The organism is Sphingomonas sp. IC-11, from assembly GCF_021043365.1.
Taxonomy (GTDB): Bacteria; Pseudomonadota; Alphaproteobacteria; order Sphingomonadales; family Sphingomonadaceae; genus Sphingomonas.
The window spans coordinates 166,377-181,422 of sequence record NZ_JAJNDU010000001.1 but is presented as its reverse complement, the minus strand read 5'-3'; the positions used below and the strand labels follow the sequence as shown (position 1 = coordinate 181,422).

Annotated in this window: 15 protein-coding genes; 7 read left to right on the top strand and 8 right to left on the bottom strand. The window is 65.7% G+C overall.

Annotated features, from left to right (window positions below):
• Positions 1–24: 24 nt before the first annotated feature.
• The 6 genes from hflK (at position 25) to LQ954_RS00755 (ending at position 7,869) form a co-directional block, all read left to right on the top strand.
• Entirely contained in the window at positions 25–1,113 is a 1,089-nt protein-coding gene (gene hflK, locus LQ954_RS00780; RefSeq protein WP_227771244.1) for a protease modulator HflK, read from the top strand.
• Complete coding sequence (hflC, locus tag LQ954_RS00775) at positions 1,110–1,982, top strand: protease modulator HflC (RefSeq protein WP_227771243.1); 873 nt, start codon at positions 1,110–1,112, stop codon at positions 1,980–1,982. The genes hflK and hflC overlap by 4 nt, the downstream gene beginning before the upstream one ends.
• Before the next feature lie 113 nt (positions 1,983–2,095).
• Positions 2,096–3,631 carry a Do family serine endopeptidase gene (locus LQ954_RS00770; RefSeq protein WP_231022686.1) on the top strand — a complete coding sequence of 512 codons (1,536 nt, stop codon included), beginning with the start codon at positions 2,096–2,098 and terminating at the stop codon, positions 3,629–3,631.
• 141 nt (positions 3,632–3,772) lie between these two features.
• Positions 3,773–5,350, top strand: coding sequence for a helicase HerA-like domain-containing protein (locus LQ954_RS00765; protein WP_231021439.1), 1,578 nt, complete (start codon positions 3,773–3,775; stop codon positions 5,348–5,350).
• A gap of 139 nt (positions 5,351–5,489) precedes the next feature.
• On the top strand, positions 5,490–7,091 hold the full coding sequence (locus LQ954_RS00760) for a peptide MFS transporter (protein ID WP_443026593.1): 1,602 nt from the start codon (positions 5,490–5,492) through the stop codon (positions 7,089–7,091).
• Positions 7,092–7,188: 97 nt separating this feature from the next.
• A complete protein-coding gene (locus LQ954_RS00755) occupies positions 7,189–7,869 on the top strand; it encodes an NnrU family protein (protein ID WP_231021438.1) in 681 nt (226 codons plus the stop codon).
• 26 nt (positions 7,870–7,895) lie between these two features.
• Here the strand turns inward: LQ954_RS00755 and mobA are convergent, their stop codons facing one another.
• The 6 genes from mobA to LQ954_RS00725 all read right to left on the bottom strand — a co-directional run bounded on the left by mobA (position 7,896) and on the right by LQ954_RS00725 (position 11,701).
• Positions 7,896–8,432, bottom strand: a complete 537-nt coding sequence (mobA, locus tag LQ954_RS00750) for a molybdenum cofactor guanylyltransferase (RefSeq protein WP_231021435.1) — start codon at positions 8,430–8,432, stop codon at positions 7,896–7,898.
• Positions 8,433–8,524: 92 nt separating this feature from the next.
• Positions 8,525–9,064, bottom strand: a complete 540-nt coding sequence (locus LQ954_RS00745; protein ID WP_227771239.1) for a glycine zipper 2TM domain-containing protein — start codon at positions 9,062–9,064, stop codon at positions 8,525–8,527.
• A gap of 94 nt (positions 9,065–9,158) precedes the next feature.
• Entirely contained in the window at positions 9,159–9,587 is a 429-nt protein-coding gene (locus LQ954_RS00740) for an OsmC family protein (RefSeq protein ID WP_227771238.1), read from the bottom strand.
• 75 nt (positions 9,588–9,662) lie between these two features.
• Positions 9,663–9,971 (bottom strand): glycine zipper 2TM domain-containing protein, encoded by a 309-nt coding sequence (locus tag LQ954_RS00735; protein WP_227771237.1) that lies wholly within the window; start codon positions 9,969–9,971, stop codon positions 9,663–9,665.
• 249 nt (positions 9,972–10,220) lie between these two features.
• On the bottom strand, positions 10,221–11,039 hold the full coding sequence (gene dapD, locus LQ954_RS00730) for a 2,3,4,5-tetrahydropyridine-2,6-dicarboxylate N-succinyltransferase (protein ID WP_227771236.1): 819 nt from the start codon (positions 11,037–11,039) through the stop codon (positions 10,221–10,223).
• Positions 11,036–11,701, bottom strand: coding sequence for a pyrimidine 5'-nucleotidase (locus LQ954_RS00725; protein WP_227771235.1), 666 nt, complete (start codon positions 11,699–11,701; stop codon positions 11,036–11,038). The genes dapD and LQ954_RS00725 overlap by 4 nt, the downstream gene beginning before the upstream one ends.
• A gap of 169 nt (positions 11,702–11,870) precedes the next feature.
• On the opposite strand from LQ954_RS00725, the gene LQ954_RS00720 reads away from it, so the two are divergent.
• Positions 11,871–12,866: an LLM class flavin-dependent oxidoreductase gene (locus tag LQ954_RS00720; RefSeq protein ID WP_231021434.1), complete on the top strand. Its 996-nt coding sequence runs from the start codon at positions 11,871–11,873 to the stop codon at positions 12,864–12,866.
• A 122-nt stretch (positions 12,867–12,988) separates the two neighbouring features.
• Here LQ954_RS00720 and metF read toward each other — a convergent pair whose 3' ends face one another.
• Together metF and LQ954_RS00710 are read right to left on the bottom strand one after the other, a co-directional pair.
• The gene (gene metF, locus LQ954_RS00715) at positions 12,989–13,930 is read right to left on the bottom strand and encodes a methylenetetrahydrofolate reductase [NAD(P)H] (RefSeq protein ID WP_227771233.1); all 942 of its coding nucleotides are present in this window, start codon (positions 13,928–13,930) and stop codon (positions 12,989–12,991) included.
• Positions 13,927–14,910, bottom strand: coding sequence for an ArsR/SmtB family transcription factor (locus LQ954_RS00710; protein ID WP_227771232.1), 984 nt, complete (start codon positions 14,908–14,910; stop codon positions 13,927–13,929). Before LQ954_RS00710 ends, metF begins: the two co-directional genes overlap by 4 nt.
• Between the last annotated feature and the right edge of the window lie 136 nt (positions 14,911–15,046).

Here is a 15,046-nt window from a genome sequence, read left to right as displayed (position 1 = left end):
GGAAGGACACCTATAAAGACTGACATGACCATCCTGCCACAATGGCTGCGCCGACCTTCGATCCTGACGAACGACTCCTCCAACGGGCCCTGGGGCGGCGGTGGTGACGACAATGGCGGTACGCCGCGAAACCCGTGGGCAGTGCCACCCGGCGGCCGCAAGGGAACGCCCAAGCCGACCGCCCTCGACGAGTTCCTGAAGAAGGCGCGGGGCGGTGGCTCCGGCGGTGGCGGCGGGCCACAGTTGCCGCTGGGCGCGAACCCGCGCAGCCTGTGGCTGATCGGCCTTGCGCTGATCGTGGCCGTGTGGCTGATCTTCACATCGCTGCACCAGATCGGGCCGCAGCAGCGCGGGGTCGTGACGTTCCTTGGCCGTTACTCCGGCATGCTGGAACCTGGCATCCGCCTGACGCTGCCGGCGCCGCTCGTTGCCGTGCAGAAGGTGGACGTCGAGGCTGTGCGAGTGGATGAATTCCCGCGCGACGGCAGCGAAAACGTGCTGACCGGGGATCAGAACATCATCGACCTCGCCTACACGGTGCGCTGGCGCGTCGACAATCCGAGCGACTTCGTGTTCGAGATCAAGGACCCGGTGGAGACGGTGCGCGCGACGGCCGAGAGCGCGATGCGCGCCGTGCTGGCGACGACCACGCTGAACCAGGCGATCGGCGCCGGCCGGACCGACATCGAGGCGCGCGTCGCTCAGATGATGCAGCAGATCCTGAACGATTACCGCGCTGGCGTCCGCGTTCAGGGCGTCTCGATCCGCCAGGCCGCGGCCCCGGCCAGCCTGATCGACGATTTCAACGCCGTCACCGCCGCCCAGCAGGAGGCAGTGGCCAACCTCAACAACGCGCGCAGCTATTCGCAGCAGGTGATCGCCCGGGCGCAGGGTGAGGCCGCGTCCTTCGACAAGGTATATGAACAGTATCGCCTGGCGCCTGAAGTGACGCGTCGCCGCATGTATTACGAGACCATGGAGGCCGTGCTGGCCAAGACCGACAAGACCATCGTTGAAACGCCGGGCGTTGCCCCGCTGCTGCCGCTGGACCGTGCGCGCAAGCTGCAGGAGCCGCAGGTCGAGGTTGCCCAGCCGCAGGGAGGCGCACGATGAGCGCTGTCACCCGCAATCCCGTCGCGATTGGCTTTGCGGCGCTGGGCGCCGTGATCCTAGCGGCCGCGACCTTCGCGATCGTGCCGGAAACCAAGCAGGCGGTCGTGCTGCGGCTGAACAACCCGGTGGGCCAGCCGGTGAACCAGTATCAGCCTGGTCAGCAAATCGGCGCAACCGGCGCTGGCCTGATCGCGCGCATCCCGTTCATCGACAAGATCGTCTGGGTCGACAAGCGCGTGCTGGACGCCGACCTCGACAACACGCTGGTGCTGTCGACCGATCAGTTGCGCCTGAACGTGGACGCCTTTGCACGCTTCCGCATCGTGGATCCGCTGCGCGCCGTGACCTCCACTGGCAGCACCTCGAATACCGAGGAGCGGGTGGCCGATCAGCTTCGCCCGCTGCTTGGCACTGCGCTTCGCAACGAACTGGGCAAGGTGCCGTTCTCCGTCCTGCTGAGCCCGGAACGCGGCAAGGTGATGGATGCGATCCAGGCCTCGCTGCAGCGTGATGCCAAGCAATATGGCGCTACCATCGTCGACGTGCGCATCAAGCACGCGGACCTGCCCGATGGCAGCCCGTTGGACAGCGCGCTTCAGCGCATGCGCACGGCGCGGCAGCAGGAAGCGAACACCATCCGCGCCCAAGGCCAGAAGCAGGCGCAGATCGTTCGCGCGGACGCCGACGCGACGGCCGCGCGCATCTATGCCGAATCGTTCAGCAAGGATGCGAGCTTCTACGATTTCTATCGCGCCATGCAGTCGTACCGGCATACGTTCGGCGTTGATGGCGGCCCGCGTCCGGAAGGATCGACCAGCATTATCATGAGCCGTGACAACGCCTATCTGAAGGAATTCAATGGTCGATAGGACCGCAACGGGAAAGCGGCGGGTTCGTTGAACATTCAAATGCCGTTCATCGACTGGACGGCAAAATCCAACGGTTAGGCCGGAATCGGCCAAACGAGAGGAACATGACGATCGTGCGTTACGCTTACGCCCTCACTGGTGCCTTACTCCTCGGCGGCACCGCCGCCTCGCTCGCGATGCAGAATCCGGCAACCGCGCAGAGCGCGCAGAACGAGCCGGGATCGATCCAGGCCAGTGCGCCGCGCGTCGGTGCCCCGATGAGCTTCGCCGACATGGTCGCGAAGCTGCAGCCGGCCGTGGTCAACATCTCCACCGACCAGAAGGTTACGGTGGCACAGCCGGCCAACCCCTTCGCTGGCACACCCTTCGCCGACCTGTTCGGGCAGTTCGGTGGCGGTCGTGGCCAGAATGGCGCGCCGATTACCCGCGAGGCGCAGTCGCTGGGTTCCGGCTTCATCATTTCGCCCGACGGCTATGTCGTCACCAACAACCACGTGGTGGCACCGGGCACGAACCGCGCAACGGTTGAGGCAATCCGCGTCACCCTGCCGGATCGCAAGGAATATGTCGCGAAGCTGGTCGGCCGCGACGCCGCGTCCGACCTCGCGCTGCTGAAGATCGATGCGCCGGGGCCGCTGCCCTATGTGCGCTTCGGCGATTCGGCGCGGGCGCGCGTTGGTGACTGGGTGGTCGCCATCGGCAATCCCTTCGGCCTTGGCGGTACCGTGACGGCCGGCATCGTGTCCGCGGTTCACCGCGTGACAGGCCAGGGCGGCGCCAACGACCGGTTCATCCAGACCGATGCGTCGATCAACCAGGGCAATTCGGGCGGCCCGATGTTCAACCTGAATGGCGAAGTGATCGGCATCAACAGCCAGATCTTCTCGCAGTCGGGCGGCAACATCGGCATCGGCTTCGCCATTCCGGCGGAGGACGCCAAGCCGATCATCGACACGCTGATGAAGGGCAAGCCGGTCCAGCGTGGCTATATCGGCGTCAGCATCCAGCGGCTGACCGATGACATCGCCGCTGCGCTGAACCTGCCGAAGGATTCGGGCGAGATCATCGCCCGTGCCGAGCCCGGCGGGCCGGCGGCCAAGGCTGGCCTGCGGGCGGGCGACGTCGTGACTCGCGTTAACGGCACTGCCGTTACGCCGGACACCACGCTGTCCTATCTGGTGGCCAACGTGCCGCCGGGCCAGCAGGCGCGACTGGACGTGATCCGCGACGGGCGGCCGACGACGGTTACCGTCACCACCACCGTTCGTCCGGCCGAAGAGCAGCTTGCCCAGCAGCTTGGCACCGACGACAGCTTCTCCGACGAAAACGGCGCGGATGCGCCGGCATCGGGCGGCGCCAACGGGATCGGCCTGACCGTTCAGCCACTCACCCCGGCGATCGCACGCCAGGTGGGTGTCGACTCCACGGTTCAGGGCGTTGTTGTCAGCGGCGTCGATGCGACAAGCGACGCTGGCCAGAAGCTGCGCCGCGGCGACGTGATCGTTTCCGTGAACTCGGTACCGACCCGTACGGCAGCGGACGTGGCCCGCGGGGTGCAGGCTGCCAAGGCCGCAGGGCGCCCGCAGGTGCTTCTGTCAGTGGTGCGCGGTCGCAACCCGGCCGTCTTCATTGCGGTCAAGCTCAAGTAAGCGCGACAGCGAACCCGAGGGATCAGGGGCCTCGCACGGCGGTGCGGGGCCCTTTCCTTTTAGGGCGCACGGCAAGCCGCACGCCGCTCGACTTCGCCGCGGTTCGAAGATTAGGAACAAGCCGCAGAAGCGGAGGGTGACGTGAGCGATACTATCTTCATCGGCGCGGACGAAAGCGGGGCCAATCCGCAGCACCTGAATCTTCGGCTGGCCAACCGCCACGGGCTGATCGCCGGGGCAACCGGCACCGGCAAGACCGTGACGGTTCAGGGCATCATCGAGAATTTTTCCGTGGCCGGCGTTCCCTGCTTCGTCGCGGATGTGAAGGGTGATCTCGCCGGCCTTGCCATGCCTGGCTCCCCCCTCGCCAAAACTCATGCCGCCTTTTCCGACCGCGCGAGCATCGTCGGCCTGCCGGACTGGCATTATGCCGAGGCGCCGGTTCAGTTCTGGGACTTGTACGCAGAGCAGGGCCACCCGATCCGCACGACGATATCGGAGATGGGCCCCCTGATGCTCGCCCGGCTGCTCGGCCTGAACGAAGTGCAGGAAGGCGTTCTGACGATCGCCTTCCATGTCGCCGACCAGGACGGGCTGCTCCTGCTGGATCTGGACGATCTGCAGGCGATGCTGGCGCATTGCGCGGAGCGGGCGAGCGAACTCACCAGCACCTATGGCAACGTGTCCAAGCAGTCGATCGGCGCCATTCAGCGCGCGCTGATGCAATTGCGTAGCCAGGGCGGCGAGCGCTTCTTCGGGGAGCCGGCGCTGGACCTCGCCGATTTCCTGCGCACCGACGATCGCGGGCGCGGGGTCGTGAACATCCTGGCCGCGGATCGGCTGATGGCGGCGCCGAAGCTGTATGCCACCTTCCTGCTGTGGCTGCTTTCGGAGCTGTTCGAAACCTTGCCGGAAATCGGCGATCCGGAGCGCCCGACGCTGTGCTTCTTCTTCGACGAGGCACACTTGCTGTTCGATGATGCGCCAAAGGCATTGGTCGACAAGATCGAGCAGGTCGTGCGCCTGATCCGCTCCAAGGGCGTCGGCGTCTACTTCATCACGCAGAACCCGATCGACATCCCTGACGAAGTCGCCGGCCAGCTCAACAACCGCATCCAGCACAAGCTCAACGCCTTCACGCCACGCGATCAGGCGGCGGTGCGAAGCGCAGCCACCACGTTCCGCGCCAGCCCCGGCCTGGATGTTGCCGCCGCCATCACCGAATTGAAGATCGGTGAGGCGCTGGTGTCGCTGCTGCAGCCCGACGGAGCACCGTCGCCGGTGGCGCGGTGCCTGGTCCGCCCACCCGCAAGCCGGGTTGGACCGCTTTCGGCGGACGAGCGGCGCGTCCTCGTCATGACCGACGCGGTCGGCACCAAATACGACGCGGTGGTGGATCGGGAATCTGCCGAGGAACGACTGGCTGCCCGGGCCGCAGCGGCAGTCGAAGAAAGAACGCAAGCAACCAGCGACAAGGCCGCGGACGCGCGCGACAAAGCAAGTGCCAAGGCCGCCCGCACTGCCGAGCGGGAGCAGGCGAACTCCCCCTGGAACCAGGCGATCGCCTCGGCCACGCGCGCTGCCGGCTCCTCGATCGGGCGGCAGGTGGCGAATGAGCTCGGCAAGCAGGTGTTCGGCTCCGGCCGGGGAAAGGCGAGCGGCGGGCTGATGGGATCGATCGTTCGCGGCGTTCTGGGCGGGCTGTTCCGCGGCCGGTAAGGCAAGAAGCGCGCTGCGCTGCGGCCCGAGCATCTCGTTGCAATCGCAACAACTGCTTTGGTCTTGGGAATTTGCGCGCTAGGCTCGCCCGTCAAGGGGGCCCCGTTCCCCCAACATCGTATCATCGGGGAGCGTATTCTTGCCCATCATTCCGTCGATCGCATTCGGCTTCCTTGCGATCCTGTTGGCCGGCGGTGTCGCCGGCGTCGTCAAGAAAGGCCCGGAATTTCTTGGCCATCCCAAGGGACTTTACGTCCTGTTCTTTGCCGAAATGTGGGAACGTTTCTCCTACTACGGCATGCGCGCGCTGCTGATCTTCTACCTGACCAAGCACTGGCTGTTCGATGACGGCAAGTCGAACCTGATCTACGGCGCCTATACGAGCCTGGTGTACATCACCCCGGTGCTGGGCGGCTATCTGGCCGACCGCTATCTGGGCCAGCGCAAGGCAGTGACGTTCGGCGCGGTGATGCTGACGCTGGGCCACCTGCTGATGGCGGTGGAAGGCGACGGTGGACAAGGTTCTGCGGCGATCAACATCTTCTGGCTGGCGCTCGCGTTCATCATCGTCGGCACCGGCTTCCTGAAGGCCAATATCTCGGTGATCGTGGGGCAGCTCTACCCGCTCACCGACACACGCCGCGACGGCGCCTACACCATCTTTTACATCGGCATTAACACCGGCGCGGCGATCGGCACGATCATGGCCGGCTGGCTGGGCGAGACTTATGGCTGGGCCTATGGCTTCGGCGCGGCCGGCGTTGGCATGCTGCTGGGCCTGGTGGTGTTCATCCTGGGCAAGCCGCTGCTGCTGGGCAAGGGCGAGGCGCCTCGTCCGCTGACGGCACGCACGGAGTGGTCGCTGTACGGCATCGGCCTCGCCTCGGTCGCGGTGATCTGGGCGCTGGTGCAGTATCAGGACGTTATCCAGACGCTGCTGATCATCTCTGGCGTGGCGATGCTCGGCTATGTCCTGTTTGAAAGCTTCAAGCTGGAGCCGCACGCGCGCGACCGGATGTTCGCGGTGCTGTTCCTGATCGCGCTGAATCCGGTATTCTGGGGTCTGTTCGAACAGGCGGGCGGCAGCCTGAACCTGTACACCGATCGCTTCGTCGATCGCGGCGGCGTTCCGGCATCGCTGTTCCAGTCGATCAACCCGATCTACATCGTGCTGCTCGGCCCGATCTTCGCCGCTTTGTGGGTGTTTCTGGGCAAGCGCGGCCTGGAACCGTCGGCACCGGCAAAGTTCGGCCTCGCCCTGGCGCAGGTCGGCCTTTCCTTCCTTGTGTTCGTGTGGGGTGCGCAAAGCGTCGGCCTGGCAGTGGCAACGCCGGTGTTCTTCGTGTTCGCCATCTATTTCCTACAGACCACGGGTGAGCTCTGCCTTTCCCCGGTAGGCCTCAGCGCGATGAACCGACTGGCGCCGAAGCACCTCGCCAGCCTGATCATGGGCGCGTGGTTCTACATGACGGCCGTCGGCAACTTCGTCGCAGGCAAGATCGGTGAGGCGACCGGCGGCGAGAGCGGCGAGATGACCAAGGAAGGCACGCTCGCGATCTATTCGACCATCGGCTGGTGGACGATCGGCATCGCCGCGGTGGTCCTGGCCCTGAGCCCGCTGGTGCGCCGCTGGATGCATCTCGATACGTTGCGGGACGTCGACCATGCCATGGCCGGCGAAGCGGAGTTGGCCGAGCCGAAGGCGGCCGGCATGAACACCAGCGGGGAAACGCGGCGCTGACACCGCGCCCGCGAGCCAATCAATCCGTCGCCCCAGTTCCGGGCGGGGCGACGGCAAGGAGATCGTGACGGAATTTCATAGGGGCGGGAGAGGCAGGATGGGCAATGTCGTGGCGGCAGCGTTGGCGTTCGTAGGCACCCACTTCCTATTGTCTCATCCGCTCCGAAGGCCGCTGGTGCGGGCCATTGGCGAGAAGGGCTTCCTGGGGCTCTACAGTCTCGTCGCCGCGGTTACGCTCGGCTGGCTGGCGCTTGCCTATCGCGCCGCCCCGCCCGCCCCGCCCCTCTGGCCGGTGGGCGACGTGCTATGGGCCATCGGGACGGTGCTGATGCTGGCGGGTGCGATCCTGTTCATGGGATCGCTGGTCCGCAACCCTGCCCTGCCGCAAGCCGCAGCGGGAAGCGTGCCGGAGGCGAAGGGCGTCTTCGCGATTACGCGCCATCCGATGATGTGGGGCTTTGCCATCTGGGGCTTCGTCCACATCCTGGTCTTTCCCGATCCGTCCAACATCGTGCTGGCGCTCTCGATCATGGTGCTCGCGCTGCTCGGTGCCCATCTGCAGGACCGAAAGAAGGAAGTGCTGCAGCCTGAATTCTGGCGCGAGTGGGAGCGGCGCACCAGCTACTGGCCGTTCGCCGCCGTCGCCGCCGGGCGGGCGCGGGTCGGCAAGATTGGCATGCACGCGCTGGCGGGCGGGTTTGTCGTATGGCTCGCCGCGACCTGGGCGCATATGCCGCTGGCGGGTTGGCCGGCGGGCATCTGGCGCTGGATCGTCTGACCTTCCAAGCCGAGGGATCGCGCAAGTCAGCGGCGGAGCGCCGCCAGATCCTCTTGCGTGTTCACATTGGCGGGCACGACCCCGAGTGCGACACTGCGTGCGCCCGCCGCAGCCGCCCAGCGGCGCACGGCCCGTGGCTGTCCGGATGCAAGCCATGCATCGATATGGTCGGCCAAGGCCACCGGCCACCACCCCAGCACCGGGAGGCCAGCGACATAGGCCGGCCCTTCACCCGCGAGCGATTCCACCAGATTGGCCGGCAGCAGCGGCGCGTCGCAAGGCGCGCTGAGGACCGAGGCATAACCGTTGGCCTGCGCCCATCGCAGCGCGCCGGCGATCGCGCCGAGGGGGCCAAGCCCCGGCGCGGGATGATCCGCGACGCTGACCAGCGAGCCGTGCTGCCGGCCGACCACAATCAGCGCCTCGCTTTCGCTCCCCAGCGCCGCGGCGACATGGTCGATCAGCGGCGCCCCGTCGAACAAGGCCAGGGCCTTGTCAGACCCGAAGCGACTGGCCGCGCCGCCAGCGAGGATGGCGCCGACCACGCCTGCAACCTTTGCCACATCAAACTCCGGATCGAACTTCCTAACGGCCGAAGGGCCCGGTGATCGCTCACCGGGCCCATGGTACGCGCCGTTACATCCGGCAGAAAGACTTAGCGGCAAACCACCTGGCCACGATCGACCGAGTTACCGAGCAGCGCACCGGCACCCGCACCGATCAGGGCACCCAGCGTGTTGGAGCCGCCATTGGCCAGCAGGCTGCCTAGGACGCCGCCGCCGATGCCACCGATAATCAGGCCGGTGGTGCCGTCAGAGCGGCGGCAGTAATAGCGGCCGTTATAGCCGCGATAGATGCGGTCGTTCCGGCTGAGGCGGCGCTGCTGATAGTAGCGGCCGTCGCGATAGAAATTGTCGGCGTAGTAAGCACGCTGGCCCGGGGGCATGCGGTTGTAATCGAACCTGCTCCACTGCTGGCGATCACGACGCCAGTCGTTCCGGGCATCGCGCACGTCGCGGCGATATTCCCGCTGCGCCTGACGCACGTCACGGCGAGAATCGGCGCGGCGCAAGTCCTCGCGATACTCGCGACGGGCATCACGGATATCTTCGCGATACTCGCGGCCGGCCTGCGCCTGCACCGGGAGCGCGGTGACCGTGGTCGCGGCAATCGCAGCGGCAATAATGATACGCATGGAACAACTCCTCGCTGATTATGCCGCAACAACCTGCAAAACACCTGGGAAGTTGCGTGAACGAAAAACTACATCTCGTTCATCTGCGTGAAAGTCACTGTTCCAAGGTATGCGAAAGAGTGATTTCCGCATTCAATACTTTGGAAACCGGGCAATTCTTCTTGGCGTCTGCCGCAATCCTCTCGAACTCGCTGTCCGAGATACCCGGAACTTTGGCGCGCAGGTCCAACGCCGATTTGGTGATGGTGAATCCTTCACCATCCTTTTCAACCGTGACCTTCGCGCTGGTTTCTAGCGTTCCGTCGTTATAGCCGGCGCCTGCGAGTGCGAAGCTGAGCGCCATGGTGAAGCAGCTGGCATGAGCAGCGGCGATCAACTCCTCCGGATTGGTGCCAGGCTCATTTTCGAACCGGGTGCCAAAGCCATAGCGTTGATCGGCCAGGACGCCCGATTGGGTCGAGATCCAGCCCTTGCCCTCTTTGCCGAGCCCTTCGTACCGGGCCGAGCCACTGCGTGTCGGCATGCCTATTCTCCTCACGCGCGCGAGGCGCGACCGCTTAGGGTCGCGCCTCGTCATCAAAGATGGTGATTGGGGCGATCAACGGCAGCGGCGGTTGCTCGTGCTGCGCTCCACTTCGCGGCCGGCAAGCGCACCCACCGCGGCGCCGCCCAGGGTGCCGAGCGTACGATCGCCCCGGGTATCGATGGTGCGGCCCAGCAGCGCGCCGGCAACGCCGCCGACGATCAGGCCAGTGGTGCCATCGGGCTTGCGGCAACGCCAGCGACCGTCCTTGCCCTTCCATTCGCGATAGCTGTAGCGGCGCTGCGCATCGGCGTCGGTCGTGGTGACAACCACGCTGGGCAGAACCATGGCGGTGGCGCCGAGCGCCAGCATCATCTTACGCATTTTACACTCCCTCTGAACTTACGGACGTCATGAAACAGGTACGCGACCGTAACGTGCGCTACTGACGCGGGTTGCATGAACCTGACACAACATCGTGTTCATCGAGGGAAAGGGTTGCCAGCGCGCCGTTGCGAAAAGAACCGGATCGGATCCGCGCGGCCGGTCGCGGCGCGATGGCCCGATGCAAGGAATTGCGGGAGGTAAGCGAACGAGCCGGACACGGAGGTCCGGCTTCGATCGCACGCCGGATCAGTCGCGAAGCAGCTCGTTGATGCTGGTCTTTGAGCGGGTGCGCTCGTCCACCCGCTTCACGATCACCGCGCAGTACAGGCCAAGATTGCCGCCGCCAGTGGAGCCGGGCACGACCACGGCATAGGGTGGCACCTCGCCCATGAACGTCTCACCGGTGGCGCGGTCGATGATCTTTGTCGATGCGCCCAGATACACGCCCATCGAAAGCACGGCGCCCTCGCCGACCCGCACGCCTTCGGCAACTTCCGAGCGGGCACCGATAAAGGCGCCATCACCGATGATGACAGGATCGGCCTGGAGCGGCTCCAGCACGCCGCCGATGCCGACGCCGCCGGACAGATGCACATTCTTGCCGATCTGCGCGCAGCTTCCGACCGTCGCCCAGGTGTCGACCATCGTCCCCTCACCGACATAGGCGCCGATGTTGACGAAGCTGGGCATCAGGATTGCGCCCTTGCCGATGAACGCTCCGCGGCGTGCGACACTGCCGGGAACGGCACGGAAACCGGCAGCGCGGAACTCCGCCTCGCTCCAACCGGAGAATTTGGACGGCACCTTGTCGAACCAGTGGCCCGCGCCCGGGCCATTGTCGATCAGCGCATTGTCGTTGAGCCGGAACGACAGGAGCACCGCCTTTTTCAGCCACTGATTGACGCGCCAGCCGCCGTTGCCGTCCGGCTCCGCCACCCGTGCCGCGCCGGAATCGAGCAGGGCCAGCGCACGGTCAACGGCGATCCGCACCTCGCCAGCCGTGCCGAGCCCGATCTCCGCACGATCTTCCCAGGCCGTGTCGATGATTGCTTCCAGATCGCTCATGCCGATTCCAATATCCCCTGAAGCCACGTGGTCAGATCGTGCGTCGTATAGTCGATGAAGCTGCGATCGGGATCGCTGGCCTGTTCGGAGCCGTTATCGACCCAGACGGTGGTCATTCCGATCGCCTTCGCCGGCGCGAGATTGCGCGCCATATCGTCGGCGAACAGCGCGGTGGTCGGATCAATGGACAGAGTAGCGCACAGACCCTCATAGGCCGACGGTGCGGGCTTCGGCGCCAGATCCATGGCGTGAATATCGTGGATCGCCTCGAACGATTCGCCCAGGCCAAGTCGTTCAAGCACGCGCGTTGCGTAAGGCGCGTCGCCGTTGGTGAAGACCACCTTTCGCCCCGGCAGCTTGGCAACGGCCGCGGCCAGCGGGACATTCTCCTCCAGCACGTCCATTTCGATATCGTGGACGAAGGCAAGGAAATCGGCGGGATCGACGTGATGCTCCGCCATCAGCCCGGCCAGCGTCGTGCCGTGGCCGAGGAAATAGGCCTTCTGGATGCGGCGCGCCTCCACGCGATCAACGCCGAGCAAGCGAGCAATGTAGTCCGTCATCTTCACGTCGATGCGCGCAAAGAGATCCGCACTCGACGGATAGAGCGTATTATCGAGATCGAAGATCCAGGCGCGGACATGGGCTAGACCTGGCAGCATGGCGCATCCGTTACGAAGGGGAGCGCGGTTCGGCAAGCATATCCTCCTTTGCCCATCCCAAGGCGAAAATGGGCGCTCCGCGGCCCTGCGGTAGCGGGGATAGCCGAGCTTGGGGGCGGCGAAGCGTAGGACGGTTGCGAAGCACAACCCTTCCGCCCACATCCCTTCCATGACCAAATATTCGCTGCTCGATCTCGTCCCCGTCGTCGAAGGCGGCACCGTCGCCGGCGCGCTCGCCAATGCGGCAGACCTCGCCGCCCATGCCGAGGCGCACGGTTTCAACCGTTATTGGGTCGCCGAACATCATGGCATGGAAGGCATCGCCTCTGCCGCCACCGCAGTCGTGATCGCCCATGTCGCCGCCGCAACGCGGACGATCCGGGTGGGCGCCGGCGGGATCATGCTTCCCAACCATGCGCCGATTCAGATCGCCGAACAGTTCGGCACGCTCGACGCGTTGTTCCCAGGCCGTATCGACCTTGGCCTCGGCCGCGCGCCGGGCAGCGACCAGCGAGTGGCGCGCGCGATCCGCCGGACGCTCGACAGCGACCCCAACGCGTTCCCGAACGATGTGGTGGAGCTGCAAAGCTATCTTGCCAACGATGGGCGTACCGGCATTGTCGCCACGCCGGGCGCGGGCGCCAAGCCAGAGATGTGGATCCTCGGCTCTTCGCTTTACGGGGCGCAGCTCGCCGCGATGCTTGGCCTGCCCTATGCCTTCGCCTCGCATTTCGCGCCCGATGCTCTCGATCAGGCGATGGAAATTTACCGCCGCGACTTCCGCCCCTCGGCGCAGCTGGATCGGCCTTATGCCATGGCGGGCTTCAACGTCTTTGCCGCCGACAGCCGTGAGGAAGCGGAGCTGCTTGCAAGCTCCCAGCAGCAGCAGTTTGTTGCCCTTCGCACTGGCAACCCCGGCAAGATGAAGCCGCCGGTCGCCGGCTACCGCGACACCTTGCCGCGCGCCCATGCTGCCATCCTGGACCAGGTGCTGTCCTGCAGCGCGATCGGGGACCGGGATGACGTGGCCGCTGGCATCGCTGCTTTCGTGAAGCGCACGGGCGTGGACGAGGTGATGCTGACCAGCAGCATCTACGACCACGACGCCCGCAAGCGCAGCATCGCGATCGCGGCCGAAGCGATGCGCGTGCCCGAGGCGGCGTAAGCCCTCCCGACACACGAACGGGACCGCGCCCATTGGGGTGCGATCCCGTTTCGTCAGGTAGCACGAGTTCGGCGCATCCCGCGCGGGCGCGGCGTTGCGCCGCCCCCGCCCCTTCCAATGGCTCAGGCGGCGACGCGCACCGCATCCGACTTGGCGCGCACACCGAGCAAGTGACAGATCGCGAAGCTCAGCTCCGCACGGTTCAGCGTGTAGAAGTGGAATTGCTTCACGCCGCCGGCGTAAAGCTTTCGGCACAGCTCAGCCGCGAGGGTTGCCGACACCAGCTGCCGCGCGCCGGGCAGATCATCGAGGCCAGCGAACAGGCGCCCCATCCATGCCGGAACCTCCGTGCCGCACATGGCCGACATGCGCTGCACAGCCGCAAAATTGCTGACCGGCATGATGCCGGGCACGATCTCCGCGTTCACGCCGGCGGCAGCCACGGCATCACGGTAGCGGAAGAACACGTCGGGCGAAAAGAAGAACTGACTGATCGCGCGGGTCGCCCCCGCGTCAATCTTGCGCTTCAGATTGTCCAGATCGATCGTCGCATCGGCGGAGTCGGGATGACATTCCGGATAGCAGGCGACCGAAATCTCGAACGGATGGAGCCGCCGCAATCCCTCGACCAGTGCGGCAGCATTCTCATAGCCACCTGGGTGTGCCGCATAGCGTTCCCCCGCGCGCGGGGGGTCGCCGCGAAGGGCCACGATGTGGCGAACGCCGGCAGCCCAATATTCGCTGGCCACCGCGTCGATCTCTTGGCGCGTCGCCTCCACGCAGGTGAGGTGAGCCGCGGCAGGCACATCGGTCTCCCGCGCGATCCGCGCCACGGTCGCATGCGTGCGCTCCCGGGTGGAGCCACCGGCGCCATACGTAACCGACACGAACCGCGGCCCGAGCGGCGCGAGCGTGCCAATCGAATCCCACAGGGTCGCTTCCATCGCCGCCGACTTGGGCGGGAAGAATTCGAAGCTCACGTCGATGTCGCCCGCCACGTCGGCGAACAGCGGCGCTTCAAGCGCGTGGCGCGCTTCCTCGAGCTGATTGATCGATAGGGTCATGCCGCCTTTACCTCGTGAATTGTGGCACCCTGCTGCTTTATGCCGCCAGGGGCCGGCTTGCGCCCAAGCCAGATCTTCACCGTCAGTTCGCCGCCTTCCAGCGTCTCCGTCTGCTCCACCGCCAGCCCGGCAGTGTCGAACCAGCCGCGGATCTGGGCGTCGGAGAAACCCAGACGGGTGTGCGCATCCTTGGCGCGCAGTTCCTCGCGATCATGCGGCGCGAAATCGGCGATGAGCAACCGTCCGCCGGGTGCCAGTGCGCGCGCAGCCTCGACGATCGCGGCACCCGGCTGCTGCGCATAATGAAGCACATGGTGGACGATGGCGACGTCTGCACCGCCATCCGACACGGGAAGCGAATAAAGGTCCGCCTGGCGCAATTCCGCGTTCGCCAGGCCGCGCTCGCCGATCTTGGCACGCGCAATGCGCAGCATTTCCGAACTGCGGTCGATGCCCAAGGCCGTGCTGGCGCGCGGTGCAAACAGCTCGATCATCCGCCCGGTGCCGGTGCCGATGTCGACGAGGCGGCCAAGCGGTTCATCGCCGAGCAGTCGCCGCATGGCACCTTCGACCTCGCTCTCCGCGATGTGAAGCGAGCGGATCGCATCCCATTCGGTCGCGTGCGCCTCGAACCATTGCGATGCCGACGCGGCCCGATCCGCCCTGACCGCGGCGAGGCGGGCCGCATCGGTCGCCCCTTCCGCATCCGCGGCTTTCCCGTCCAAGGCATCGATCGCAGCCATCACTGGCTCGACCAGACCTGGCGCCCCGAGCGCGACGAAGACCCAGCTGCCCTCCTTGCGGCGCTCCGTCAGCCCGGCATCGCAAAGGATCTTCACATGCCGGCTTACGCGAGGCTGGCTTTGGCCCAGCACGAGTGCGAGCTCACCAACGGACAGCTCCATCGACCGCAACAGGCGAAGAATGCGGAGCCGCGAGGAGTCCGCCAATGCTCGAAAGGTTTCCAACGCCTGGGTCACCCCAGCACATATAAAGATATCTTTATATGTCGTCAAACCAAGACGGATTCCGCTGCGATGATGGGTGGCAAACAATCGTTGCGGAGCCAAAACGCCTGCGCCACGTTTGTCGCGCTGTCACCGCTTGCGGTTTCGG

Excerpts from the sequence above, each read along its gene's own strand:
- LQ954_RS00740 (WP_227771238.1), bottom strand. The coding sequence starts at position 9,587 with ATGCCGACACGCAGTGGCTCGGCCCGGTACGAAGGGCTCGGCAAAGAG.
- LQ954_RS00735 (WP_227771237.1), bottom strand. The coding sequence starts at position 9,971 with ATGCGTAAGATGATGCTGGCGCTCGGCGCCACCGCCATGGTTCTGCCC.
- hflC (WP_227771243.1), top strand. The coding sequence starts at position 1,110 with ATGAGCGCTGTCACCCGCAATCCCGTCGCGATTGGCTTTGCGGCGCTG.
- LQ954_RS00720 (WP_231021434.1), top strand. The coding sequence starts at position 11,871 with ATGACCAAATATTCGCTGCTCGATCTCGTCCCCGTCGTCGAAGGCGGC.
- LQ954_RS00755 (WP_231021438.1), top strand. The coding sequence starts at position 7,189 with ATGGGCAATGTCGTGGCGGCAGCGTTGGCGTTCGTAGGCACCCACTTC.
- LQ954_RS00725 (WP_227771235.1), bottom strand. The coding sequence starts at position 11,701 with ATGCTGCCAGGTCTAGCCCATGTCCGCGCCTGGATCTTCGATCTCGAT.
- dapD (WP_227771236.1), bottom strand. The coding sequence starts at position 11,039 with ATGAGCGATCTGGAAGCAATCATCGACACGGCCTGGGAAGATCGTGCG.
- LQ954_RS00745 (WP_227771239.1), bottom strand. The coding sequence starts at position 9,064 with ATGCGTATCATTATTGCCGCTGCGATTGCCGCGACCACGGTCACCGCG.
- metF (WP_227771233.1), bottom strand. The coding sequence starts at position 13,930 with ATGACCCTATCGATCAATCAGCTCGAGGAAGCGCGCCACGCGCTTGAA.
- hflK (WP_227771244.1), top strand. The coding sequence starts at position 25 with ATGACCATCCTGCCACAATGGCTGCGCCGACCTTCGATCCTGACGAAC.